General features: G+C 40.2%; 22 protein-coding genes. 10 read left to right on the top strand and 12 right to left on the bottom strand.

All coding sequences use genetic code 11. The annotated features are described in order from the left end of the window. Positions 1-102: 102 nt before the first annotated feature. Positions 103-1,416 carry a peptidoglycan DD-metalloendopeptidase family protein gene (locus AACZ73_RS04580; RefSeq protein ID WP_339875803.1) on the bottom strand — a complete coding sequence of 438 codons (1,314 nt, stop codon included), beginning with the start codon at positions 1,414-1,416 and terminating at the stop codon, positions 103-105. A 323-nt stretch (positions 1,417-1,739) separates the two neighbouring features. On the opposite strand from AACZ73_RS04580, the gene aspS reads away from it, so the two are divergent. Then, on the top strand, positions 1,740-3,500 hold the full coding sequence (gene aspS / locus AACZ73_RS04575; protein WP_339875802.1) for an aspartate--tRNA ligase: 1,761 nt from the start codon (positions 1,740-1,742) through the stop codon (positions 3,498-3,500). A 267-nt stretch (positions 3,501-3,767) separates the two neighbouring features. Continuing rightward, a complete protein-coding gene (gene rluF, locus AACZ73_RS04570) occupies positions 3,768-4,499 on the top strand; it encodes a 23S rRNA pseudouridine(2604) synthase RluF (RefSeq protein ID WP_339875800.1) in 732 nt (243 codons plus the stop codon). A 114-nt stretch (positions 4,500-4,613) separates the two neighbouring features. Here rluF and AACZ73_RS04565 read toward each other — a convergent pair whose 3' ends face one another. Beyond that, positions 4,614-5,483 (bottom strand): glycoside hydrolase family 16 protein, encoded by an 870-nt coding sequence (locus AACZ73_RS04565; protein ID WP_339875798.1) that lies wholly within the window; start codon positions 5,481-5,483, stop codon positions 4,614-4,616. A gap of 334 nt (positions 5,484-5,817) precedes the next feature. Here AACZ73_RS04565 and AACZ73_RS04560 point away from each other — a divergent pair, with 334 nt between their 5' ends. Next, positions 5,818-7,248, top strand: coding sequence for an aldehyde dehydrogenase family protein (locus AACZ73_RS04560; protein ID WP_339875796.1), 1,431 nt, complete (start codon positions 5,818-5,820; stop codon positions 7,246-7,248). 84 nt (positions 7,249-7,332) lie between these two features. On the opposite strand, the gene AACZ73_RS04555 is transcribed toward AACZ73_RS04560, so the two are convergent. Next, the gene (locus AACZ73_RS04555; RefSeq protein WP_339875794.1) at positions 7,333-7,566 is read right to left on the bottom strand and encodes a hypothetical protein; all 234 of its coding nucleotides are present in this window, start codon (positions 7,564-7,566) and stop codon (positions 7,333-7,335) included. Further along, positions 7,541-8,143: a sigma-70 family RNA polymerase sigma factor gene (locus AACZ73_RS04550; protein ID WP_339875792.1), complete on the bottom strand. Its 603-nt coding sequence runs from the start codon at positions 8,141-8,143 to the stop codon at positions 7,541-7,543. The genes AACZ73_RS04555 and AACZ73_RS04550 overlap by 26 nt, the downstream gene beginning before the upstream one ends. 347 nt (positions 8,144-8,490) lie before the next feature. Between AACZ73_RS04550 and AACZ73_RS04545 the strand changes: the two genes are divergently transcribed. Then, on the top strand, positions 8,491-8,838 hold the full coding sequence (locus tag AACZ73_RS04545; RefSeq protein ID WP_339875790.1) for a DUF3127 domain-containing protein: 348 nt from the start codon (positions 8,491-8,493) through the stop codon (positions 8,836-8,838). Positions 8,839-8,848: 10 nt separating this feature from the next. After that, positions 8,849-9,310, top strand: a complete 462-nt coding sequence (locus AACZ73_RS04540; RefSeq protein ID WP_339875788.1) for a hypothetical protein — start codon at positions 8,849-8,851, stop codon at positions 9,308-9,310. Here the strand turns inward: AACZ73_RS04540 and AACZ73_RS04535 are convergent. The 4 genes from AACZ73_RS04535 to AACZ73_RS04520 are packed head-to-tail and all read right to left on the bottom strand — an operon-like array spanning position 9,307 to position 12,953. Continuing rightward, positions 9,307-9,450, bottom strand: coding sequence for a hypothetical protein (locus AACZ73_RS04535; RefSeq protein ID WP_339875786.1), 144 nt, complete (start codon positions 9,448-9,450; stop codon positions 9,307-9,309). The genes AACZ73_RS04540 and AACZ73_RS04535 overlap by 4 nt on opposite strands. Before the next feature lie 38 nt (positions 9,451-9,488). Then, positions 9,489-10,004: a 5-(carboxyamino)imidazole ribonucleotide mutase gene (gene purE / locus AACZ73_RS04530; protein WP_339875784.1), complete on the bottom strand. Its 516-nt coding sequence runs from the start codon at positions 10,002-10,004 to the stop codon at positions 9,489-9,491. Beyond that, the gene (locus AACZ73_RS04525) at positions 10,001-11,146 is read right to left on the bottom strand and encodes a 5-(carboxyamino)imidazole ribonucleotide synthase (protein ID WP_339875782.1); all 1,146 of its coding nucleotides are present in this window, start codon (positions 11,144-11,146) and stop codon (positions 10,001-10,003) included. The genes purE and AACZ73_RS04525 overlap by 4 nt, the downstream gene beginning before the upstream one ends. Positions 11,147-11,183: 37 nt before the next feature. Then, complete coding sequence (locus tag AACZ73_RS04520) at positions 11,184-12,953, bottom strand: DNA mismatch repair protein (protein ID WP_339875779.1); 1,770 nt, start codon at positions 12,951-12,953, stop codon at positions 11,184-11,186. A gap of 115 nt (positions 12,954-13,068) precedes the next feature. Between AACZ73_RS04520 and AACZ73_RS04515 the strand changes: the two genes are divergently transcribed. From AACZ73_RS04515 to AACZ73_RS04505, 3 genes are read left to right on the top strand one after another with little or no spacing between them, the layout of a single operon-like run. Next, positions 13,069-13,248 (top strand): hypothetical protein, encoded by a 180-nt coding sequence (locus AACZ73_RS04515; protein WP_339875778.1) that lies wholly within the window; start codon positions 13,069-13,071, stop codon positions 13,246-13,248. Between the two features lie 14 nt (positions 13,249-13,262). Continuing rightward, positions 13,263-14,087: a hypothetical protein gene (locus AACZ73_RS04510; RefSeq protein ID WP_339875776.1), complete on the top strand. Its 825-nt coding sequence runs from the start codon at positions 13,263-13,265 to the stop codon at positions 14,085-14,087. 55 nt (positions 14,088-14,142) lie between these two features. Beyond that, on the top strand, positions 14,143-14,820 hold the full coding sequence (locus AACZ73_RS04505) for a nitroreductase family protein (protein WP_339875775.1): 678 nt from the start codon (positions 14,143-14,145) through the stop codon (positions 14,818-14,820). Between the two features lie 51 nt (positions 14,821-14,871). On the opposite strand, the gene AACZ73_RS04500 is transcribed toward AACZ73_RS04505, so the two are convergent. The 3 genes from AACZ73_RS04500 to AACZ73_RS04490 are packed head-to-tail and all read right to left on the bottom strand — an operon-like array spanning position 14,872 to position 17,543. After that, positions 14,872-15,735: a mechanosensitive ion channel domain-containing protein gene (locus tag AACZ73_RS04500; protein ID WP_339875773.1), complete on the bottom strand. Its 864-nt coding sequence runs from the start codon at positions 15,733-15,735 to the stop codon at positions 14,872-14,874. Between the two features lie 27 nt (positions 15,736-15,762). After that, on the bottom strand, positions 15,763-16,467 hold the full coding sequence (locus AACZ73_RS04495) for a methyltransferase domain-containing protein (protein ID WP_339875771.1): 705 nt from the start codon (positions 16,465-16,467) through the stop codon (positions 15,763-15,765). Then, positions 16,464-17,543 (bottom strand): type III polyketide synthase, encoded by a 1,080-nt coding sequence (locus AACZ73_RS04490; RefSeq protein WP_339875769.1) that lies wholly within the window; start codon positions 17,541-17,543, stop codon positions 16,464-16,466. The genes AACZ73_RS04495 and AACZ73_RS04490 overlap by 4 nt, the downstream gene beginning before the upstream one ends. 201 nt (positions 17,544-17,744) lie before the next feature. On the opposite strand from AACZ73_RS04490, the gene AACZ73_RS04485 reads away from it, so the two are divergent. Next, positions 17,745-18,641 (top strand): UbiA family prenyltransferase, encoded by an 897-nt coding sequence (locus AACZ73_RS04485; RefSeq protein WP_339875767.1) that lies wholly within the window; start codon positions 17,745-17,747, stop codon positions 18,639-18,641. On the opposite strand, the gene AACZ73_RS04480 is transcribed toward AACZ73_RS04485, so the two are convergent. Continuing rightward, positions 18,638-19,753: an NAD(P)/FAD-dependent oxidoreductase gene (locus AACZ73_RS04480; RefSeq protein WP_339875766.1), complete on the bottom strand. Its 1,116-nt coding sequence runs from the start codon at positions 19,751-19,753 to the stop codon at positions 18,638-18,640. The two genes, AACZ73_RS04485 and AACZ73_RS04480, sit on opposite strands and share 4 nt — an antisense overlap. Positions 19,754-19,857: 104 nt before the next feature. On the opposite strand from AACZ73_RS04480, the gene AACZ73_RS04475 reads away from it, so the two are divergent. Then, the gene (locus AACZ73_RS04475; RefSeq protein WP_339875764.1) at positions 19,858-22,386 is read left to right on the top strand and encodes a zinc-dependent metalloprotease; all 2,529 of its coding nucleotides are present in this window, start codon (positions 19,858-19,860) and stop codon (positions 22,384-22,386) included. Positions 22,387-22,492 lie beyond the last annotated feature (106 nt).

The raw sequence follows: 22,492 nt of genomic DNA, 5'->3' as shown, positions 1-22,492 counted from the left end.
AAAATTAACACGAAAGGCTAGCCTATTACGGCTAGCCTTTTATGCTTTACTCAAAATATATATTTTGATGTGTGTTAAAACAAGATATCAATCAGTTTAAAACTACTCGCTTTTTGATGTCGCAACTGGTTTAGGAGTTTCCGCCACTAATCTCTCTGGTTCGCCTGGAAGTCTAATTGCAGCTAATCTATCTATGTAATCAGCTTTTGTTGACTCAAATGCTAGCTTGTTAGCGGATGAAATAGGCTCTGAAGGAGGTATTTTTTCTTTCAACCAATCTTCCTGTTTACCATTTTTCCAAAATCTAAAACATAGGTGTGGACCTGTCGCCAAGCCAGTGCTTCCTACATAACCAATTACTTGACCTTGCTTGATGCGAGCGCCAGGCTTGATTCCTTTGGCGATCTTGGACATGTGTAAGTATTGAGTCGTGTATGTGCCATTATGTTTGATTTTTACATAATTGCCATTGGCAGAAGTATAGCGGGCATCTATTACTGTTCCTTCACCTACAGATCTGATATCAGTACCAGTTGGGGCAGCGTAATCAGTTCCTAAATGAGCCTTGTAGCGCTTTTGAACAGGATGATATCTTCTCAAATTATACCGTGAACTGATTCTAGAATATTTCAACGGATCCCTTAGGAAAGCTTTTTTGAAACTATCTCCATTTTGGTCAAAGAATGTTACCTCACCGTTTTGCTCAAAAGGGATTGCATAGTAAGGAGTTCCTTTATGCTCAAAAAATGCTGTTTGAATGTCTGAAACACCAACGACTATACCATCGATGACTTTTTCCTGATAAGAAACTTTAAACTTGTCTCCTTTTTGCAAAGCTCCAAAATCCACTGACCAACCATATAAATCAGCAAATTGATCGACAATATCATATCCCACATTCTGCTTGAGCATTTCAGCTGCAAGATTACTTCTATCTTCAATAATTCCACCCACTTCTTTTTGAACATATTCGACAGGCTTTTCTGCCTTGTAAATATCTATTGAGTCAAGATTGAAAACCACGTACTCCGCGGGATTTGGTTCATAGATGAAAAATGCTGCTTGTGATGAATCTGGAGGAGTAACTACAGTGAATTTTCTGTTTGCCGCTATACCTCTTACATCAAAAATCTCTTTTGACTTTTTGGCTATTTGATCAATAATCTGATAGGGGACATTGAAAGGCGCGAGAATAGATCCGAGTGTCTGGTTTTTACTAACGGTTCCTTCTACAATATTCAGCCCTGTGACGTTGATTCCGTAAAGAAAAACTTGATTCGCTAGGGAATCAATCAATGGTGGTTCAACAATCTTAGGTTCCTCTTCAGCTTGGAAGGGAAGGCTGAAAAATTGGAGTGAAGATGCTGCGCCTATGGTGATAACGAGAGCAACAATTCCTATCCAAATCTTTTTCATTAATCTATAGTATTAAGGGAATTTTTGAAATTTAACTTAAAAAAGCAAAAATGGAACTCTAATCCAAGTTTTGGGATATAAACCTTTCCCTGCCACTTCACCAACTATCATACCAACGTATAAACTGATCTGATTATTTTATCAATTCATTTTGAGATACGCTTCAATAATTTTCACGATAGTTTCCGATTTCATGAAGATCTGAGCGATTTTATATCAAAAACTCAAAGAAATTACTGAAAAGAATGCTAATCATTCAATGATTCGTGTGTACTCACGGTCATTTCTTTATCTTTGACATCCCAAAAAAAACTAAATAAACAATGCTGAGAACGCATACTTGTGGCGAACTTCGCCTGGATCACGTAAATCAAGAAGTAACTCTTGCCGGCTGGGTACAGCGAGTTAGAAATAAAGGAGGTTTAATCTGGGTCGATCTTCGCGATCGATATGGTTTGACTCAATTGATTTTTGAAGAGGATTCCAGTGAAAAAGCATTGTTGGATAAAGCTGCTGAGCTAGGACGTGAGTTCGTAGTACAAACTACTGGGAAAGTAATCGAGCGAACTTCCAAAAATGATAAAATCCCAACTGGGGCTATTGAAATAAAAGTAACAGCACTGGAAGTCTTGAATGCTGCTAAAGTTCCGCCATTTATCATAGAAGACGAAACAGACGGCGGTGATGAGCTCCGTATGAAATACAGATACCTGGATCTTCGCAGAAATGTGGTTCGTGAGAAGCTTCAACTGCGTCACAAAATGATGCAGGAGACTCGTAAATACATGGATGCGCAGGATTTCATTGAAGTGGAAACCCCAGTTTTAATCAAATCCACACCCGAAGGTGCCCGTGACTTTGTGGTGCCTAGCCGTACCAATCCGGGAGAATTCTATGCCTTGCCACAGTCTCCACAGACATTCAAGCAATTGTTGATGGTTTCTGGTTTTGACAGGTACTTCCAAATTGTAAAATGCTTCCGTGACGAAGACCTGAGAGCAGATCGTCAGCCTGAATTTACCCAGATTGACTGCGAAATGGCTTTCGTAGATCAGGAAGATATTTTAAACACGTTCGAGGGTTTGACCAAGCACTTGTTCAGCACTGTGAAAGGTGTGGAACTCGAAGAAGTGAAGCGTATGACATTTGCCGATGCCATGAAGTATTATGGTAACGATAAGCCAGATCTTCGTTTTGAAATGAAATTCGTTGAGCTGAATCATCTTTGCCAAGGTAAAGGATTTAGCATATTTGATAATGCAGAATTGGTGGTCGGTATCTGTGCCAAAGGTGCCGCAGAATATACCCGTAAGCAACTGGATGCGCTGACTGATTGGGTGAAACGCCCACAGATCGGAGCCAAAGGGTTGGTTTACGCGAAATACAATGCAGACGGCACGATCAAATCCACTGTGGATAAGTTTTATTCTGCTGATGATCTTCAGGATTGGGCGGATGCATTCGGCGCAACTCAAGGTGACTTGATGTTGATCCTAAGTGGAGATGCAGATAAAGTTAGGAAGCAACTCTCCGAGCTTCGCTTGAAAATGGGTGAGGATCTTGGACTTCGTGACCGTACAGTTTTCAAGCCTCTATGGGTGATGGACTTTCCATTATTGGAATGGGATGAGGAAACTGCAAGATACCACGCTATGCACCACCCATTCACTTCTCCAAAGAAAGAAGACATTGCTTTGCTGGATTCTGATCCGGGAGCTGTAAGAGCTAATGCGTATGATTTGGTAATTAATGGTGTTGAAATAGGAGGTGGATCTATACGTATTCACGATAGAGCTACCCAACAATTGATGTTCAAGCATCTTGGATTCTCAGATGAAGAGGCACAAAAGCAGTTTGGATTCTTGATGGAAGCTTTCGAATATGGAGCTCCACCACACGGAGGGATAGCTTTCGGATTTGATAGATTGTGTGCGATTTTTGGTGGATCAGATTCGATCAGAGATTATATAGCTTTCCCTAAGAACAATTCAGGAAGAGATGTAATGATCGATTCACCAAGCAGTATTGCAGATGAGCAATTACAGGAATTGTCAATTCAATTGGCTGTTGTGACTAAAAAGTAATCCACTTCGAAGTTGAATAAATATCATTTACGGGCAAGTGTTTATTTTGTCAATCAACTTTTTTTCAAATGCGCAGATCTCCGGATTTGCGCATTTTTTCTATCACAAAATACGATTGTCATTCTTAACGGAGAGGAAGTAAAGCCTTATTACAAAATTCGGAAAAGAGACCCTTCGATCCCATGCTTCAAATGACGTTAACAAACACCAAATCAGAAGTCTTCAATCAGTTTCCTTAACTTGCAGTTCAAATCCAATTAGAAATCCTTGGAAGCAGATCAATACATACGAATCAATAAATACCTCAGCGAAGTTGGCTTTTGCTCTAGACGTGGGGCAGACAAGCTGTTGGAAGAAGGCAGGATAACTATCAATGGAAAAGTCCCTGAACTTGGTACAAAGGTAGGCCCACTTGATGTCGTGGCTGTAGATGGTAAGTCTGTTGGCAAGCCAAAACAAGTCCACACCTATATTGCTTTTAACAAGCCAGTGGGTATTGTGAGTACAACTGACGTCAAAGGAGAGAAGGATAATATCATCGATTATATTGGCCATCCTCAGCGAATTTTCCCTATAGGCAGATTAGACAAAGACAGCGAAGGGCTTATTTTTTTAACCAGTGAAGGTGATATTGTAAACAAGATTCTGCGCTCGAAAAACAATCATGAGAAAGAATATATTGTCACAGTGGATCGACCGGTGAATGATGAATTTATCAAACTTATGGGTGCTGGGGTTCCGATATTGGACACGGTCACTGACCCATGTCAAGTAGAACGCATCAGCAAATTCAAATTTAGAATCATTTTAACTCAAGGTTTAAACCGACAAATTCGAAGGATGTGTGAATATTTTGGATTTAAAGTAGTGCAACTGAAACGCATCAGAATCATGAACGTTCACTTGGATATACCCGTAGGTAAGTGGCGTGATCTGACCGAGAAAGAATTGGCAGAAATCAACGAGATGATCGCTGACAGCTCTAAAACATTTGATTGATCGCATTTACAGCTATCCATGTTTGGTTCTTTATGAAGTCAGGCCGGGAGAAGTCAAAATCCTCTTTATAACTAAAAAAACAATGCTGTTTTTGAATTAACATCATTGCCTAAGTTACCTCAGATCATTTTTTTCTTTCTGATAAACCCTTACATAATCAACTACATATTTGCCTGGAAAAGTAGAAAGTGTCGGATCACCACCATTATTGCCTCCGATAGCGAGGTTCAATAGAATATAATGAGGCTGGTGAAAAGGGTTAAAACCATCGGGGTTGACGGTTCTTGCCAAGTCCACCTCATTCAGTAATTCATTATCCAAAAAGAGTTTTATAGAATTTTCAGTCCACTCCATTCTCCAGAGATGGAATTTACTTGGCCAATCTGGGTCTTTTTTAAGAAAATTGGTGAACGGAATTTTAGCATCATCCCATTTAGCATTGTACTGTCCTTCATCAGCCCAGGCTGCATTGGCTAAAATAGTAGCTTCACCATTCACCCTATAATATTCCATTAAGTCGATTTCGCCATTAGACGGCCAAGGCTTAGTGATCCCAAGCGTCCAAATTGCTGGCCACATGCCCAACGCGGTATCAATTTTTGCACGAACTTCCATTATGCCATATTGAAATTCATAGTTGCCGCGGGTATTAATACTGGCAGAGGTATATTCCGCAAACTCCCGATTTGTTCTCCAATCCTTACTAGAAACATCGAAATTGATGTTTTTGACCTGTTCCCTTTTTCCTGTAATTACAAGGTTTCCCTCTAGCACTACCGCATTTTGTTCCTGATACCATTGCAGTTCATTATTTCTTTTGAATCCCTCTTCAAAGGTCCAAAGATCAGAATTCACTTTTCCCTCCTGATCAAATTCCTCCTGCCACACTAATTTATAATCTGTACCTGTTGGATTAAATTGCGCATGAGCTCCATTGGCAATTACAAATGCGAACATTAGAAGGTATAAGCGTTGCTTTAGCATTTTGAGATAATTTGGGACAAAAATCAGTTCAAGATAAGTCCGAAATGTTTTTATCCAAACCTGGAAGCTCTCGAAGAAATATAGAAATCGCAAAAACCATTGCCTTTGGTTTGAAGTGAATATTTTTTGATGAGAGTACCAAGACCGCCTTTATTAAGTTTATCAGCACGCATTTTTGCAGAATCTGAATTGAAATCAAATATTTCATACGAATAGAATAAGGGCAGGAATTGTCAGAAATTTTAAGTTATGAGGTAAATTGAAAATCTAGCATCTATCAATCACTTCCAATGATGGGTGATTGGTTTTCACTCAGCATTTAATTTTAAAATCTATGCTTTTCTCTTCATCAACGCATCAGGAATCAAGTTCTAAAATCGTGTTTCAATCTCAATTAGAAACTTCGTACTTGTGGAGAACTTCATCAAGTGAGGAAAGAATAGACAGATTAGTAAAAATCAGGAACTGGATAAAAGAACATCAGCAAGACATCCGGCATGCCTTGAAATTAGATTTCGGGAAGCCTGAACCTGAAACTGACCTCAGTGAAATACTTCCCGTCACAGCAGAAATAAATCATTCCATCAAAAACTTGAAAAAATGGATGACTCCCAAATCGGTTCCCACACCTCTTCCAATGCTGGGAACTTCCGGAAAAATACATGTAGAACCGAAAGGAAGATCTCTCATAATTTCTCCTTGGAACTATCCTTTCAATCTTTCTATTGGCCCGCTAATTTCTGCGCTATCTGCTGGATGCACTGCTATCATCAAACCTTCCGAGATGACTCCGAACACCTCTGAATTGATCTCTAAAATGGTTTCAGAACTTTTTAGGACCAATGAAGTAGCAGTTATATTAGGGGAAGTAGAAACTTCTAAAGCATTACTTGAGCTGCCTTTTGATCATATTTTTTTTACTGGAAGTCCTGCCGTTGGGAAAATTGTGATGAAAGCAGCTTCAGAACACCTGACATCAGTGACCTTGGAATTAGGAGGAAAATCTCCTGCTGTAGTAAGTGAAGATGCAAATACAAAGGATGCAGCGGAAAAGCTGGTCTGGGGAAAATATGTCAACTGCGGACAAACCTGCATCGCACCCGATTATTTGCTGGTGCACGATTCTCAATCGGACAGTCTCCTTATGGAAATGAAAGTGGCAATTCAAAAGATGTATGATCCTGAATTCAAAGGAATTGAACAATCTCCTGACATGGCCCGAATTGTAAATGAGAGGCATTTCAATCGCTTAGTAAACTTAATCGAAGATGCGGTAAACAAAGGCGCTAAAATCAGTTTTGGGGGAAAATCAAATCCTCATACCCAGTTCATAGAACCGACGATTTTAACTCATGTGACTGAAGAAATGCTAGTGACGCAAGAGGAAATTTTTGGCCCTATATTTCCAATTTTCTCCTATGACAAACTGGAAAAAGCTATTGCTTACATCAACTCCAAACCAAAACCGTTGGCGCTTTACTACTTTGGGAAAAATGATGAACAATCGGAAGTGATTAAGCAAACCAGCTCTGGAAATGTAGTAATCAACGACTGTGTATTACATTACCTTCACACGGAACTACCTTTTGGTGGAGTAAATACCAGTGGAATAGGTAAAGCCCATGGTTACTTTGGCTTCTTGGAGTTCAGTAATCAAAGAGGTGTTCTTAAGCAGCGGGTAGGACTTAATAATGTAACCTTACTTCGACCTCCATATGGAATCAAGGCCAAACAAATCATCGCTTCGCTCATCAAATGGTTCTAATCATCAAAATAAAGTAGGCCTAAAAACTTACCATTTGAGGGGCAAAAAATAAAAAAACCCGGGCTAGCCGGGTTACCAATTTTTTCAGACTCTTTCAAGTCCCGTAGATTGTGCTCTAGACTTTATAGCCTGAACTACTTTTTCCGAAGGTTGGAGCTGGATCTGATCCATTTGCTCTATTGTGCTCAGCATCTCTACATATTCTTGCATCAGTGAATCATCACTATGCAAGGCTTGCACTAAGAGTTCTTGCTCTACCTCTTTCATTTCCTGATAAATATATCTTATCAGGTCATTTGGGGTAAATGGTTTTATCATATGCAAAATTTAGTTGTTTCATCTTCTTCCGCATGTGAATTAGCGCGTATCGCATTCTTCCCAAAGCGGTGTTAATACTTACACCTGTCTGATCTGCAATCTCCTGGAAACTCAAATCCAAGTAGTGACGCATGATCAATACTTCCTTCTGTGTGTCAGGAAGCTCATCTATCAGTCTCTTCACTAACTCAATATTCTCGTCCCGTACTTGTCTATCTTCCACATTCTCCTCCGCAAATCTCAACGAATTGAAAATATTTGAGCCGTCTTCCATCATTATAGTGGGATATCTCTTAGCTTTTCTGAAATAATCAATAGCCAGATTATGAGATATACGCATCACCCATGGCTGAAATTTCCCTTCTTCGTTGTACTTGTCTGAATTTAGAGTCTTTACGACTTTCACAAATACATCTTGAAGTAAGTCCTCAGCTACCTTCTGATCCTTCACGATCAGAAATATTGTGGTGTACATTTTACTTTGGTATCGATCTACCAATAGATCAAAGGCTGCATCACTACCATTTCGATACTGTGCAATCAACTCGCTGTCCTTAGGACCAATTCGTTTACTCATTTTAAGTTGGTTTATAATAAACGTAAAGGTCTAGGCCATAGTATTTGGTTAGGTGAAAGAAAAAGAATTGTGGTTAAAAATATGATTTCAATAACAACTCTGCAAAGAAAATTCGATGATTTTAACTTTCAATGGGTGCTAAAGAAGGAATCAGAACTATATTTTACAAATCTACTTTTGACAAAATTATATTTGAATCTTTTCTAATTCAGACTTCACTCGAACCAATGTTAATGCCAAAAAATGTTAAAATCACTATTCAAAACAAAGTAATTTACAATAATCAAAACAGAAGATTTCAACTGCATTATGTAACTTCGCCTAGATAGAAATCAAAAAATACGATAATGGAATTGAGTGGAAAAGTAATTCAAAAACTACCCGAAGTAGGTGGAAATTCAAAAAGTGGCAACGCCTGGAGAAAGCAGGAATTCATCTTGGAAACGGGTGGACAGTATCCGAAAAAAGTATGTGTAGCTCTATGGGGGGACAAAATCGATCAGTTTTCTATTAATACAGGTGAGAATGTAACTTTAAGCATAGACGTAGAAAGCCGTGAGTACAATGGACGATGGTACACTGAAGTGAAGGCTTTCAAAGTCGATAAAAACGGCGGGGGATCTGCTGCTCATTCGGCAATGCCTGAGGTAGATTCCTTCCATTCTGAGGGAGAAGAAGACAAATTACCATTCTAAGACTTCTGCCATGTGGGACGATGATGACGATGATGAGGCAGGCTGGGATGAGGATGATGAATTCGATGCGCGCAAGGAGCACGAAAAGGTGTATAAACATCCACTGATGAAAAAAGCCAAGGATATCTTTGCCCTTACGCGTGCTTTAGTGGGAAGTCTTGATGAAGCCCGGAAGGAATTATATGGTAACATCATGATGGAAGACGCTATGGTAATGAGCGCCAAGTTCGCTGGAGCCGAAAGTATTTCGGATTATGTGCTGAAAATGGAAAAAGCTGTAATTATGAAAGTCCATGCCAAAAGCCTCAATTCAATGACCTATCAACTAGCGATGGAAGAAACCCATGCTGAAGAGCACTTGGAACTGTTGAGGGAAGCTATCGAAGAATATCGAAATCTTTTTATTGAATGGGTTCAGGGTTTTGACGCAGGCGAAAAATTTGATGATGGCTGGGGAATCTTTACCGATTAACCACTTCCAAATTGGAAACCAAAGTAAGCACCTACTCCCATCAGCACCAATGCTATTCCTCCCATGAGCACAAGCACATCAAGAGGAACTTCCCAAGGGACATCCCCGATCTTAAATCGAACGATCTTTTTCCAATTCATGGCAACATGTTAAAAATGCGGCTTTTCAGCCGCATTTTTTATTTCTTAAGTATTTCCCTCCAGCCTTTTGCTTCTATCAAAGCGGCAGATTCCTCTACCTTTTCTTTAAGTGTCTTTTTGTAAGCATCTAAGCTTTCTCCTATAGTAGAATCAAAAGAACCTACAATCGATGCAGCCAAAATCCCAGCATTTTTACCACCGTTCAAGGCTACAGTTGCTACAGGGATACCGCCTGGCATCTGCAAAATTGACAAAATACTATCCCAGCCATCAATGGAATTAGAGCTTTTGATGGGTACGCCGATTACCGGGAGACTCGTCATGGAAGCTACCATTCCTGGCAAATGCGCCGCTCCTCCTGCTCCCGCTACGATCACTTTGATCCCTCGCTCACGCGCCGAATGCGCATAATCAATCATCCGCTGTGGGGTCCTGTGCGCTGAAACCACAGTTAATTCATAGTTGACTCCTAATTCTTCAAGCATTTGAGCAGCCTCGGCCATGATCGGAAGATCAGACTGACTTCCCATGATAATTCCTACTTGTGGATTCATTGTATCGCTTTGATTTTAATTAATTCCTTTATCCTCTGTGCCTTTTCCTTCAAACCCTCAACTGTATCCGCTAAAATAGTCACATGTCCCATTTTCCTAAAAGGCTTGGTGATCTTCTTCCCGTACATATGAATGTAAACACCTTGCTCGGCAAGCGCTTCATTCTGTCCTTCCACTACTACAGGTCCGGTGAAGCCGTCCTCGCCAAGTAAATTTATCATTGCTGCTGGACACCTTAAATCCGGATTGCCAAGGGGCCAATTCATTACAGATCTAAGGTGTTGCTCAAATTGAGATGTGAAATTCGCTTCTATGGTGTGGTGTCCGCTGTTATGTGGGCGCGGAGCTACTTCGTTCACCAGTATTTCTCCATCTTTAGTGACAAACATTTCCACGGCAAGAATCCCAACCATCCCCAATTTAAGGATGACATTTTTGGCAATTTCCTCAGCTCTCTCGGCAACTTCTTTACTAATTTCTGCCGGAGCAAAAAGAAATTCAACCAAATTGGCTGTTGGGTGAAAAGCGCATTCCACAGCTGGATAGGCTATCAACTCCCCTGCTTCATTTCTAGCCACAGTCACAGCAATCTCCTTATCAAAGTCAATGAGTTTTTCCAACAAACCTGGCGCATCAAAGGCTTGATCCAAATCTGCCTCGGTTCTCAGTACTTGCACCCCACGCCCATCGTATCCTTCTTTTCCCAGCTTATTCACAGCGGGTAAAAAGCCCGAATTGTGAATAACTTCGGCTTTATCGGAAGTCAAAATAAAATCAGCAGTAGGAATACCGTGTTTTTGATAAAACTGCTTCTGCTTACGTTTATCCTTGATTAGACTTAAGATGTCAGGTTGTGGATAAACCTTCTTTCCCTCTCGCTGCAATTTTTCAAGAGCTTCAGTGTTAACACTTTCAATCTCTACCGTGATCACATCGCAGCCATGGCCGAATGCATAGACTGTATCAAAATCCTTGAGTGAGCCTACTGTAAAACGCTGCGAAATATCCTTACACGGTGCATTTGGATCCGGATCCAAAATGTGGATATCCTGGTTGTAATTGATTGCCGACTGAATGAGCATCCGGCCCAATTGACCTCCTCCGAGGACCCCCAAAATGGGTGATTGCGATGGTATAGCCATAATATTCTAGAAATGTAAACTAATCTCAGGAGGAAATCTACTTTTCTTGCTGAAAGCGAATTCCCATCAATTCCATGAGTTTATGTGCATTGAAACTCGGGCATGCTCCCCGTTTAATTTTATAGTCAAAGTCAATATTCTGATCGTGGATTTCGGAATGAAAACTATAATTTTTCACTGACTCCATTTTTTCCTCCAGTTCAGCAAGCTCTATATCATGAGTACTGATTATTCCCATGGCTCTCGTGTTATCCACCTGCCTAATCAGCGCTTCTGAACCTGCAATTCTATCTTCGGTATTTGTCCCTTTTAGAATTTCATCCAGCAAAAAGAAGATTTGCTCCCCCTTTTCAATCCTGTCAATCAATAGCTTGATACGACTTAGTTCTGCATAAAAGGAGCTCACGCTTTCCCCCAAATTATCAGAATTACGCATACTCGTATAAAGCTGAAATCCAGAAAACCCGAACTCCTTAGCAAATGGACGCAAACCTAGATTGACCAACACACAATTGATGCCCAGCGTTCGCATAAATGTTGTTTTTCCGCTCATATTTGCCCCAGTCAGTAAAATGATCCGTTGCTTCTCTTCGATAGCAAAATCATTTGGCACTGCTACTCCTGGCTTGAGCAAAGGATGTGAAACAGCGCTCCCCTTAATACCCTGAGAAACAGGAATAACTAATCCATTTCCACTTACTTCCGCTTCGAAGGCTCCCAAAGACAACAAAACCTCCCATGCTACCAATTGATCGGGAAAATTAGCCACAAGTCCTGCATGCTTATTCTTCCATGAAATCAACCTGAGGTACAAAAACAGATCAGTCCAAAAAAACAAGTTGAGAGGGATATAAAGAATATTTGCTCTATTCTGAACCCAAAGTCCTAACCTGTCCAACTGATCAAAAAGTGTGGACGCCTTCACCGATTTGGTCAAGAATGGAGCCTGCATTTCATTTAAATGTGCGGAATGAAACTTTTCGCTTTCCAGCACTGCAAGCCAATAGCGATAAGTCTTCAGCTGATTTCTGCTTGGGATAGAATCTGCAGCTTTTTTCAATGGTTTGAAAACCATCCCAAGAAATATCATCCCTATTAAAATCCATACACCAAGCAAGGCTCCCAGTAAAACCCCAAAATACGTCAGCACTGCCAATGTTAGCCCTCCAATGGGACCAATAAAAGCAACGATTGATATTACAATAGAGTTTTTATCCCTTTCATTCAGCCAATTGATCCATCCTGAATTTGACTTTTCTTCATTATAAAAAGCCAGACCTATGCTTTCCATAGCTAGGAGAAAATGTGGCTTAGTAGCTAGTTCAGCTGACGCTTCACGAAAAATCTCTGCTTTGGCCAGATCAAATGATGATTTCATTTTGTCAGCTAATGCCTCTCTCCCTTTTTTAGAAACGGTATGATTCAGCAACTGAAAAAGTGAATGATCTCCAAACAAATCCAAGTCATTGGTGAAAGGATGTGACTTTTCCTGAAATTCTGTCCCAGCGTCTAAGTCTTTCAGCCTTCTACTAATCCTCATTTCCTTCTGGAGATTTATTTTCTCCAAAGCAAGGTAAATAGCTTCCTGATCCTTGTGCTCATTGTATTTCCTGATCAGGAAAACAAACCCAGCTACTGAGGCAGCAAAAGCAATAAACAAAACGGGGCTTTCTGAAACGGACAATATAAACAATCCCCCCATCGCCACAAAGACAAGCAAGCGCAAGAAAGACAGGGATCCTGCCTTACTTTTCACACTTTTAAGTTTCTCTTCGAGACCGGAATTTTCAAAATCAAATCCTTCCATGTGCCAAAGATAGGAATTGAACTATGCTTAGTAATCAACTTGGCGCAATCCTTGCCACTTATTCAAATTTTATACGATTACCTGACGTTAACTACACAACCCAATTGATCCAGATATGCCTACCAATAAAAAGAAAGCGATTAACAAAAAAGAACCTGAAGTGGAAGCTGAAGATTGGGATCTTTCTGAAGGAATGGGAATACTCCCGAGTGATATTCCACTAACTCAAAACATAGGCTGCGTAGGAGGGAAATCAAAAAAGCCAGACTCCTCAAATCAGAAATCAACTAACTAATATAAACTAAACCAATGCGAAACACATTAAGACCAATCACCCTATTTCTTATCCTTTTTGGCGCCATTGCCACCAGTTGTAATATGAATGACGATCCAGTTCCTGACCTATCGGTAGTAAATGACAATACAGAGGTCAATGTAGCAATTGAAGACTTGGATTATCTAACGCTGACCGTACTGAGCAACTCAGGACTGAGCGCCAGAACAACCGCTGGAATTCCTGCAGGAAATATTTGTGAAGGCGCAGAAGTTAAACTTGACAACAGTGCCAAAACAATTACGGTTGATTTTGGTGATGGCTGTACCAGTACAAACGGCGTGACTAGAAAAGGTATTATCAAGTTGGCATATACAGGCAACTTGCTTTTCAACGGGGCAAAAATCACTACTACATTTGATGGGTATGAAGTAGATGGTAAAAAAGTAGAAGGTACTAGAACCATCACTAACAAAGGAGCAAATTTAGAGACCAATACATTAAGCTTGGAAGTAAGCATAACCAATGGAAAAGTGACTTGGCCTGATGAAACATTTGTGACTATTACCAGCGAGCAGTTTCGTGAAATCCAACTTGGTACTCAGGGAGAATATGAAGCTTCTATCACTGGAACAGCTTCAGGTATAAGTCGTGGTGGATTTGAATACACTTCATCTGTCACCACACCATTGATTTACACCAAAAACTGTATTGAATCAGGAGTGACTGCTCCGCTTTCAGGAATCTTAGCGTTAGATTTTAGAGGCATTCAGACGACAGTAGATTACGGAGATGGTGCTTGTGATTCAAGTGCAACGATTTTCTATCCAGGCGGATCTAAAGAAATAATTCTGGACTAATCCAAAACCCATATTTAAATCAAAACGGCTATCTTTCGAGGTAGCCGTTTTTTTTATGGATAAAAAAATAATCGAGGGTTTTGAACATATCCGGTATGAGGGTCTTTGCATAAATCCCGAAGATGCGATTGAGCGTTCCGAAAAGTTTCTTCTAGAAATGGATCAGCGACGGACAGTAAGAGAATTCGATACACGTCCGGTACCATTGAAAGTATTGGAAAATATAATTCTTACCGCCAGTACTGCTCCTTCAGGGGCACACAAGCAGCCTTGGACATTTTGCCTGATTTCGGATCCTACTATTAAAAAAAAGATACGATCCGCTGCCGAAGAAGAGGAAAAAATCAGCTATGCTTCAAGAATGCCAGATCAATGGAAATCTGATTTAAAACCTCTTGGAACTACCTGGGAAAAGCCCTTTTTGGAGGATGCTCCTTATTTGATTGTGGTTTTCAAACAGTCCTATGGGCTGGAAAACGGTGAAAAAATACAGCATTACTACGTGAATGAATCGGTGGGTATTGCTTGTGGTTTTCTGATTGCGGCTATTCACCAAGCGGGCTTGGTGGCAGTGACTCATACACCAAGTCCTATGAATTTCTTACGTGAAATTTTAGAAAGGCCATTTAATGAAAAACCTTATTTATTAATCCCTGTGGGCTATCCTAAGGATGAAACTTACGTCCCTGATATAAAGAGAAAGGCGCTAGCACAAATCATCAAGAAATTCTAAACACGAAAAGGCGATCAAAATTGATCGCCTTTTCATTGAGCTTTTTGCCTCTTAGGAATCAGATTCCTCTTCTGCCGCTTTTTCTTTGATCTGATGAACTACACGTTGAGGGAAAGGAATTTCTATTCCATGTTTCTCAAATTCAGAATTTATTGATTCCATTCCGTCAAAATACATCGGCCACATTTCCGAAGATTTCGCCCAGACTCTGACTACAATATCCAAAGAGCTATCCCCAAAATTATTTAGCGCAACAAACGGAGCAGGCTCTTTCAATGCCCTAGGATCATTATTAAAAATATTCAGAATAATTTCTTTTGCCTGTTTAATATTCGTTCCATAGGCTACTCCCACATTCAGCTCAGCTCTTCTGGTTTCTTGAGTACTCATGTTCACTATATCCGAGTTCGCCAAGCTACCATTTGGAATGATAACTTCCTTATTGTCGAACGTCATTAAGTGCGTATACAATATCTGAATTCGGTTAACCACCCCAGTATGTCCTTGGGCTACTATGACATCACCTATTTGAAATGGCTTAAAGCCTAAAATCAATATTCCGCCTGCAAAATTGGATAGAGAACCCTGAAGAGCAAGACCAATAGCCAGACCTGCAGCTCCAAATACTGCCAAGAAGGAACTTCCCGGCACGCCTAGGATCATTAAAACACCAACAAACATCACGGCAAAAAATACTATCTTAACAAAGCCGAACAGGAACTGGTTAAGTGATGGATTATTATCACGACGCTCTAAAAAGTGATTTAAACCATTAAGTAACTTTTTGATAATATATTTTGCTACAAAGTAAAAAACTAACGCAGCTAAAATTCTGACTGCAATACTTATAGCGATGGTAATACCTTGTGCATAAAGCACATCAGTAGTCTCTTTAGAAATTCCGAATTCTTCCATTTAAATTAACTTTTGGTTGATGATTTACTAAAATAAAATAATGACTTGCCAGCGAAAAGCCCAATGCCAACTGATTTCAAAATTATTAATTTCGGCAGATTCCAATATTCTTTTCCAATCTGACCTAGAAAAGCTCCTTAAGACAGATAGTGAAGCATCATGCCGTACCATTTTGGATTTGCTAAAAATCCTGGTTAGCCACTGTATGCTATAATAAGCAATTCGATGCCTATGGAGATCGTTGATCACTATGCCCAACCTTGATTTTTCCCTGAGAGACCTCAGCAATTGGACTAATTCGCTATCTGTAAAATGATGTGTAAAGAGCGTGCAAGTAGTTATATCTACTTTTTCTTCCGAGAATTCTGCCTCAAAAACATTTTGGACTCTCCAAATAACTTCAGGCAAGTCAGCTAACCTAACTGCTGCGAGGTCAATAATGTTCCTGTTGGCATCGATTCCTATAAAATTCACCTGTTTTTTGACACTTCTGGACCAATCTTTCATCACCCTGATCATATCACCTCCTCCACATCCTATATCTGCTATCATATAAGAGTCTTGGGGATGTCTTTTGAAAACCTGTGCAATGCCTGTTGTTGTCACATAGTTTCCTCCCAGCCAGCGATTGATAGTTTTCAGCTCTTTTAATGTTTGTTTCAGCTCTTCACCAGAGCAATTGAAATCATCCATCAACTCTTTTTGCTCACTTCGCTGCGAAAAAATACTCATTGCTTTTCCAGAAGTAAGGTTTCCAAAGTCAACCCAGGACCAAATCCCATAGATAGAATTTTTCCCTGAACCTTATCATCACGCATCATCCTTTCCAATACAAAAAGTATTGTAACGGAAGACATATTGCCGAATTGCTTTAAGACTTCCATAGCATGTTCATTTACAGCATCAGGCAAGCCAAATGCCTCCTGTACTTTCTGCAAAATCTGTTTTCCTCCGGGATGTATAGCAAAGTTACTCAACCTGGACAACCTAAATTTCTCTTCAAATTTCTCCTTCAATTTGATTATGCCTTGATCCAAGAGTACCGGAATATATTTGCTCAATCGCATTTCGAATCCAAAGTCCCCGATTCCCCAAGCCATATCCTCCTCACCTTCCCGAAGCACTTGGCTCAGGTATGAATCAATTTTCAATCCGGACTCGGAATTCATCACCAGCGCGGCGGCAGCTCCATCCCCAAAAAGTGAGTTGGCAAGAATATTATCTTCCACATACTCTTTCTGAAAATGCAACGTACAAAGCTCAACGCACACCAACATTACTTTAGCCTCAGGCTCTGCCTTAAGTATTTTATCTGCCAATTTCAATCCAGTGAAAGCCGCATAGCATCCCATAAAATGCAGACAATACCTCTCCACAGAATCATCCAACTCCAAGCGCTTCATTAAATCCAGTTCTACTCCCGGTGCCACCATTCCTGTACAGGAGACCAATATCAAATGAGTGATCTCTGAGGCTGATATCTTAGTTTTTTGAAGGCAATCAAATACAGCATCTTCACAAAGCTGAGGCGCAGTTTGTTGAAAAACGGCCATTCTAGCTTTTGTGCCTGGAAACGGCTCTAAATCCTTTGACTTGGGAAAAAATGTAAAGTCTTCTGGTTCAGTTTTTTCAAAATCATCCAAAACGCTGTAACGGCTGGAAATCCCGGATTTTCGATAAAGAAAATTCAGTTTCCTAGCTTCCTCTTCATCGAGCTGATGGGCTTTTTGCATAAAATATGCAATAGAAGCCTGATCAATCGGTTTGCCCGGATTTGCCAAGCCAATACTTACTAAACAACTATTCATAGGGAAATATTTGGACTCAAGGATTTTAAAGAGATTATTTTTTCGGGTGACATGCCAGAATTTCTCACCCTAATACAATGCCGAAAAGTTTCTCTCACCAAATATTTCATTAGATCAAGTTACTTGTTTATTTCTAAATTGGGAGAATGCTGTATAACTTCCCGTGTAGGAAAAAGTTATGATGCTTATTTAAATTAAACTATGGTTTCTATTTCCAGCCTTAAGCATCTTCGCATTCCTTTTTCGCTCTTTTTGATGCCAGTGTTCTTCTTTGCATTGGCACTCACTTCTAATCATAATGAGTCACGGATTCTATGGGTTTTTATAGCACTTCATCTTTTTCTCTATCCATCCAGTAATGGCTACAACAGTTATTTTGACAAGGATGAAGAAAGTATTGGGGGCTTGAAGAATCCCCCAAAAGTTACCAAAGATCTTTATTGGCTTTCCCTGATCTTCTTTCTGACTGCGCTCATAATAGGTGCGAGTATTAATTTCAGTTTTGCTCTCATGCTTTTCATCTATGGAGCAGTCAGCATGGCCTACTCGCATCCCTCTGTAAGAATCAAAAAATATCCGTGGCTTAGCTGGTTTATTGCAGGCTTTTTCCAGGGATATTTCACTTTTGCGATGACTTATGCTGGCATCAGTAATTTACAATGGGAAGTACTTTATAAGCCTCATGTACTTATTCCTGGACTTTTGACCAGTTTGATGCTGTGGGGAAATTACCCACTGACTCAAGTATATCAGCATGGAGAAGATGCCAGAAGAGGTGACCGCACGCTAAGTTTGGTCTTGGGAATCAAAGGTACATTTCTCTTCTCCGCAATAGCCTTTATGCTTACAGGGGCTGCTTTCGCGTGGTTTTTCCTTAACAGAAATCAAACTCAAATACTTTGGGTCTATCTAGCTGCTATGACTCCTATCATGATTTACTTTTTGATTTGGTTTAATTTCATCCGGTTGAATCCCACGAAGTACGCGAACTACAATTGGGCAATGGGAATGAATTACTTCTCCGCCCTTTCTCTAAATGCTTTTTTCATTTATTATTTCTTTGAAAACACGCAAATACTTCAGGCTCTCGGTTATTAAAAAGGTTTGCCGTGGGAATTTTGGATAATTTGGTTGGCTACAGCAGGTGCATGCTGAATTAGATTCTTCATAAAAAATGAGGTGACCTTATAGCCAATTACTTTCTGTACTATTCTTCCCAGCCAAAGCCTTTGTGCAAAAATTGATTTCCAGTTCCTCTCGTAGGATTTTTCTATCTCAATTCTGGATTTCCCGAGTAAAATTGCCTCCGCTGCAAATTTCCCCGATTGTATAGCCATCGCCATTCCATTACCAAAGAGTGGAGTGATTAATCCTGCCGCATCTCCCGCCATCAAGATGTGCTTTTCCACCGGGGCTTTCCTTTCAAAATTGATTTCGTTGATCACTTCCGGTCTTTCAAACAGAAACTCACTTTCATTAAATAGATGCTTAATATTCGGATTTTTCCATAAAACTTCCCGCTCCATCTGCTCGATGGAACCATACTTCCTGAGCTGATCCCGGTTTCCTAAATAACAAAAATTGGCCTTGCCATCTTCTATTGCATTCAAACCACAATAGCCTCCTTCAAAATTGTGAAGCCCGACCGCACTTCTATCAAAATCAGTTTTAATGTGGTATTTCACTCCTATATAGGGACTTCGCTTTTTCATAAAGTGCCGCTGCAACACTTTGTCGACTTTTGATCTCTTACCAAAAGCCCCGATGACATAATCACCTAGTATAAATTCACCGCCTGTCAGTTCAAGTCGAAATCGGTTTTCTACCTCGTCGAATAATACAGAGGTAACCTGAACGCCAGTTTTTACTTCTGCACCTTTTTCAATTATTTTTTGGAAAAGATACTCATCTAAAACATACCTACTAATACCAATCCCTCCAAGATCCAACGCAATTGATGTACTTCTTCCTGAAGTATCAGAAAACAGAAAACTATTCATGCAAGGAAAATCATAGCCTGTCGGCAACAGCTGCTCTCTTTGCAGAAACTCCATCACTTCATTGGATAGATATTCTCCGCACACACGATGAAAAGGATATTTTCTCTTTTCGATCAATAGTACATGATGCCCACTTTTAGCGAGCGTATAGGCCGAAGTAAGACCTGCTAATCCACCGCCAATTATCACTGTTTTGTATGACTTTACCACTGATTTACCTTTAATTCCACTATATAACCGATCATCAAAAATGAATCTGCCTTAAACTTCCAATAGGGAAATTCAGGGTTTAGAATTTACTTAACTAAATAATAATGATGAGAAATACCATACCCAAATTACTTAGAAGATTAACTCTGGTGTTAGGTGTAATGGGTGTTATGTTCTATTCTACAGAATCTTTTGCTCAGAAAAAGAAGAAAAAAGATTCTAAAAAAGAAGCTACAACACCAGCTACTCCTGCCAAACCAAAAGCCAATGATTCAGATCCAAAAGCTTACAAGGAAATAATCACTGCAAAAGCAAAATCAAATGACGGACTTTTTAAAGTTCACCAGATTGAAGATAAGTATTACTATGAGATTCCTGACTCCCTGCTTGGCAGAGACATGCTTATGGTCACCACTATCGCTAAAACCGCAGACGGACTTGGCTATGGAGGCGAGCGTACAAACACGCTGATGCTTCGCTGGGAAAAGAATAACAACGATATCCATCTAAAGGTTATTTCTGTAAATAACTACGCGGCTGACTCTCTTCCTATTGCCATGGCAGTGAAGAACTCAAATTTGGAACCTTTACTTCAGAAGTTTGCCATCAAATCTCTTGCGACAGATTCTACTGGAATTGTTATCGAGGTGACAGATTTGTGGTCGAAGGACGTACAAGCTCTGGGACTTCCTAAAGGAGCTCGGACAGAATATAAAGTAACCCGACTGGATACTGATAGATCTTACATAGATCATATTCACACTTACCCGATTAACATTGAAGCTAGGTATGTAATGACCTACATTGCCAGTGAACCACCTTCTAATAGCTCAACTGGCTCTATCACCTTGGAAATGAACTCTTCCATGCTTTTGCTTCCAAAAGAGCCAATGAAGCAACGCCTCGCTGATCAGCGCGTGGGTTGGTTCAGCCGTTCTATAGTCGATTATGGAGCGAATGCCCAGAAAGCAGCTAACCGCACTTTCCTTGATAGATGGAGATTGGAAGTAAAAGATGAGGATATTGAGAAGTTTAAAGCAGGAGAATTAGTAGAGCCGAAAAAACAAATCGTCTATTATATAGATCCCGCTACTCCAAAACAGTGGATTCCGTATTTGATAGCTGGAGTGAATGACTGGCAAGTCGCATTTGAAGCTGCCGGTTTCAAAAATGCGATTATCGCAAAAGAGGCTCCGACGAAAGAAGAAGATCCTGATTGGAGCCCCGAGGATGCCAGATATTCTGTGATCAGATATTTCGCTTCAGATATCCAGAATGCTTATGGACCTCACGTCTCGGATCCTAGATCGGGAGAGATCTTAGAGTCAGACATCGGATGGTATCACAATGTGATGAATTTGCTGAGAAATTGGTATTTCATCCAAACTGCAGCTATTAATCCTGACGCCCAAAGTGTGCAATTCAAGGATGAGGTGATGGGTAGATTGGTCCAGTTTGTCTCTTCACATGAAGTTGGCCACACATTGGGACTTCCTCACAACTTCGCCTCTTCTCACGCTTATCCAGTAGAAAAGCTAAGAGATCCTGAATTTACAAAAGCAATGGGAACAGCTCCATCTATCATGGATTATGCACGATTCAACTATATCGCGCAACCCGGTGACGAGGGAGTAAGCTTGATGCCAAATGTAGGCCCATATGACAAGTACGCTGTCGCTTGGGGTTATCGTCCTATTTTGGATGCAGCTACTCCTGAAGATGAGCAAGTAATATTGAACGAATGGATCATGGCTAAGCAGGATGATCCTGTCTATAGATATGGACGACAAGGCAACAGCTATGACCCTACTGCGCAAAGTGAAGATTTAGGTGACAATTCAATGAAAGCTTCGGACTATGGCATTGCAAACCTAAAGCGAATTGTGCCAAATCTTAAGAAATGGACAACTGAAACGGACAAGCCTTTCAAAGATTATGATGACTTAAAGGAAATGTATGGCCAAGTGATATCTCAATATAATCGCTACATGGGTCATGTAAAAACGAATGTTGGTGGGGTGGCTGAAGTTTACAGAGCTGTATCTCAGCAAGAACCTATTTACACACATACATCCAAAGACATCCAGAAGTCAGCTGTCGCTTTCCTAAATAAAGAGTTATTCGCTACTCAGGATTGGCTGATGAACGATGAGATTTTCGCAAGAACTGCTGATTTTGGAGCTTTAGAAACTATCCGCGGAGTACAGGTAAATACATTGAACTCTTTGCTGGATCTTGGTCGATTAGGTCGTGTGATTGAAAATGAAGCCTTAAATGGCAATGACGCTTATAAAATCACTGAATTATTTGATGACTTAAGAAAAGGTGTCTGGTCTGAGATTTCAGCAGGAAAAAGCATTGACGTTCATAGAAGAGCTTTGCAGAGAGCTTATGTAGAAAGAATGGAATACTTGATGACCAGTGATGGACCAACTATCCCTGCTGCATACAGAAGGTACCTGGGACCTCAGATCAATGCTTCCCAATCTGACATCAGACCTATGGCAAGGGGAGAATTAAAGACATTACAAAGAGATATTCGGTCAGCTATATCCAGAACTTCAGACAGAATGTCTAAACTTCATCTGGAAGACGCACTCGAAAGAATAAATGCAATCTTGGATCCAAAGTAAAAATTAAACAAAGAAAATGGGCGTCAAATTGACTCCCATTTTTTTTATTAACCCTCCAAGTAAATATTTTATTTAATCGCTTTGGTAAAATAAACGTCAAGACCTA

The organism is uncultured Algoriphagus sp. (assembly GCF_963974835.1).
Taxonomy (GTDB): Bacteria; Bacteroidota; Bacteroidia; order Cytophagales; family Cyclobacteriaceae; genus Algoriphagus.
This window is presented reverse-complemented; position numbering and strand designations above follow the sequence as displayed.

Bases quoted from the DNA above. Each gene is read 5' to 3' on its own strand.
- AACZ73_RS04580 (WP_339875803.1), bottom strand. From the start codon at position 1,416: ATGAAAAAGATTTGGATAGGAATTGTTGCTCTCGTTATCACCATAGGC.
- aspS (WP_339875802.1), top strand. From the start codon at position 1,740: ATGCTGAGAACGCATACTTGTGGCGAACTTCGCCTGGATCACGTAAAT.
- AACZ73_RS04565 (WP_339875798.1), bottom strand. From the start codon at position 5,483: ATGCTAAAGCAACGCTTATACCTTCTAATGTTCGCATTTGTAATTGCC.
- AACZ73_RS04560 (WP_339875796.1), top strand. From the start codon at position 5,818: ATGCTTTTCTCTTCATCAACGCATCAGGAATCAAGTTCTAAAATCGTG.
- AACZ73_RS04555 (WP_339875794.1), bottom strand. From the start codon at position 7,566: ATGATAAAACCATTTACCCCAAATGACCTGATAAGATATATTTATCAG.
- AACZ73_RS04550 (WP_339875792.1), bottom strand. From the start codon at position 8,143: ATGAGTAAACGAATTGGTCCTAAGGACAGCGAGTTGATTGCACAGTAT.
- AACZ73_RS04545 (WP_339875790.1), top strand. From the start codon at position 8,491: ATGGAATTGAGTGGAAAAGTAATTCAAAAACTACCCGAAGTAGGTGGA.
- AACZ73_RS04540 (WP_339875788.1), top strand. From the start codon at position 8,849: ATGTGGGACGATGATGACGATGATGAGGCAGGCTGGGATGAGGATGAT.
- AACZ73_RS04535 (WP_339875786.1), bottom strand. From the start codon at position 9,450: ATGAATTGGAAAAAGATCGTTCGATTTAAGATCGGGGATGTCCCTTGG.
- purE (WP_339875784.1), bottom strand. From the start codon at position 10,004: ATGAATCCACAAGTAGGAATTATCATGGGAAGTCAGTCTGATCTTCCG.
- AACZ73_RS04525 (WP_339875782.1), bottom strand. From the start codon at position 11,146: ATGGCTATACCATCGCAATCACCCATTTTGGGGGTCCTCGGAGGAGGT.
- AACZ73_RS04520 (WP_339875779.1), bottom strand. From the start codon at position 12,953: ATGGAAGGATTTGATTTTGAAAATTCCGGTCTCGAAGAGAAACTTAAA.
- AACZ73_RS04515 (WP_339875778.1), top strand. From the start codon at position 13,069: ATGCCTACCAATAAAAAGAAAGCGATTAACAAAAAAGAACCTGAAGTG.
- AACZ73_RS04510 (WP_339875776.1), top strand. From the start codon at position 13,263: ATGCGAAACACATTAAGACCAATCACCCTATTTCTTATCCTTTTTGGC.
- AACZ73_RS04505 (WP_339875775.1), top strand. From the start codon at position 14,143: ATGGATAAAAAAATAATCGAGGGTTTTGAACATATCCGGTATGAGGGT.
- AACZ73_RS04500 (WP_339875773.1), bottom strand. From the start codon at position 15,735: ATGGAAGAATTCGGAATTTCTAAAGAGACTACTGATGTGCTTTATGCA.
- AACZ73_RS04495 (WP_339875771.1), bottom strand. From the start codon at position 16,467: ATGAGTATTTTTTCGCAGCGAAGTGAGCAAAAAGAGTTGATGGATGAT.
- AACZ73_RS04490 (WP_339875769.1), bottom strand. From the start codon at position 17,543: ATGAATAGTTGTTTAGTAAGTATTGGCTTGGCAAATCCGGGCAAACCG.
- AACZ73_RS04485 (WP_339875767.1), top strand. From the start codon at position 17,745: ATGGTTTCTATTTCCAGCCTTAAGCATCTTCGCATTCCTTTTTCGCTC.
- AACZ73_RS04475 (WP_339875764.1), top strand. From the start codon at position 19,858: ATGATGAGAAATACCATACCCAAATTACTTAGAAGATTAACTCTGGTG.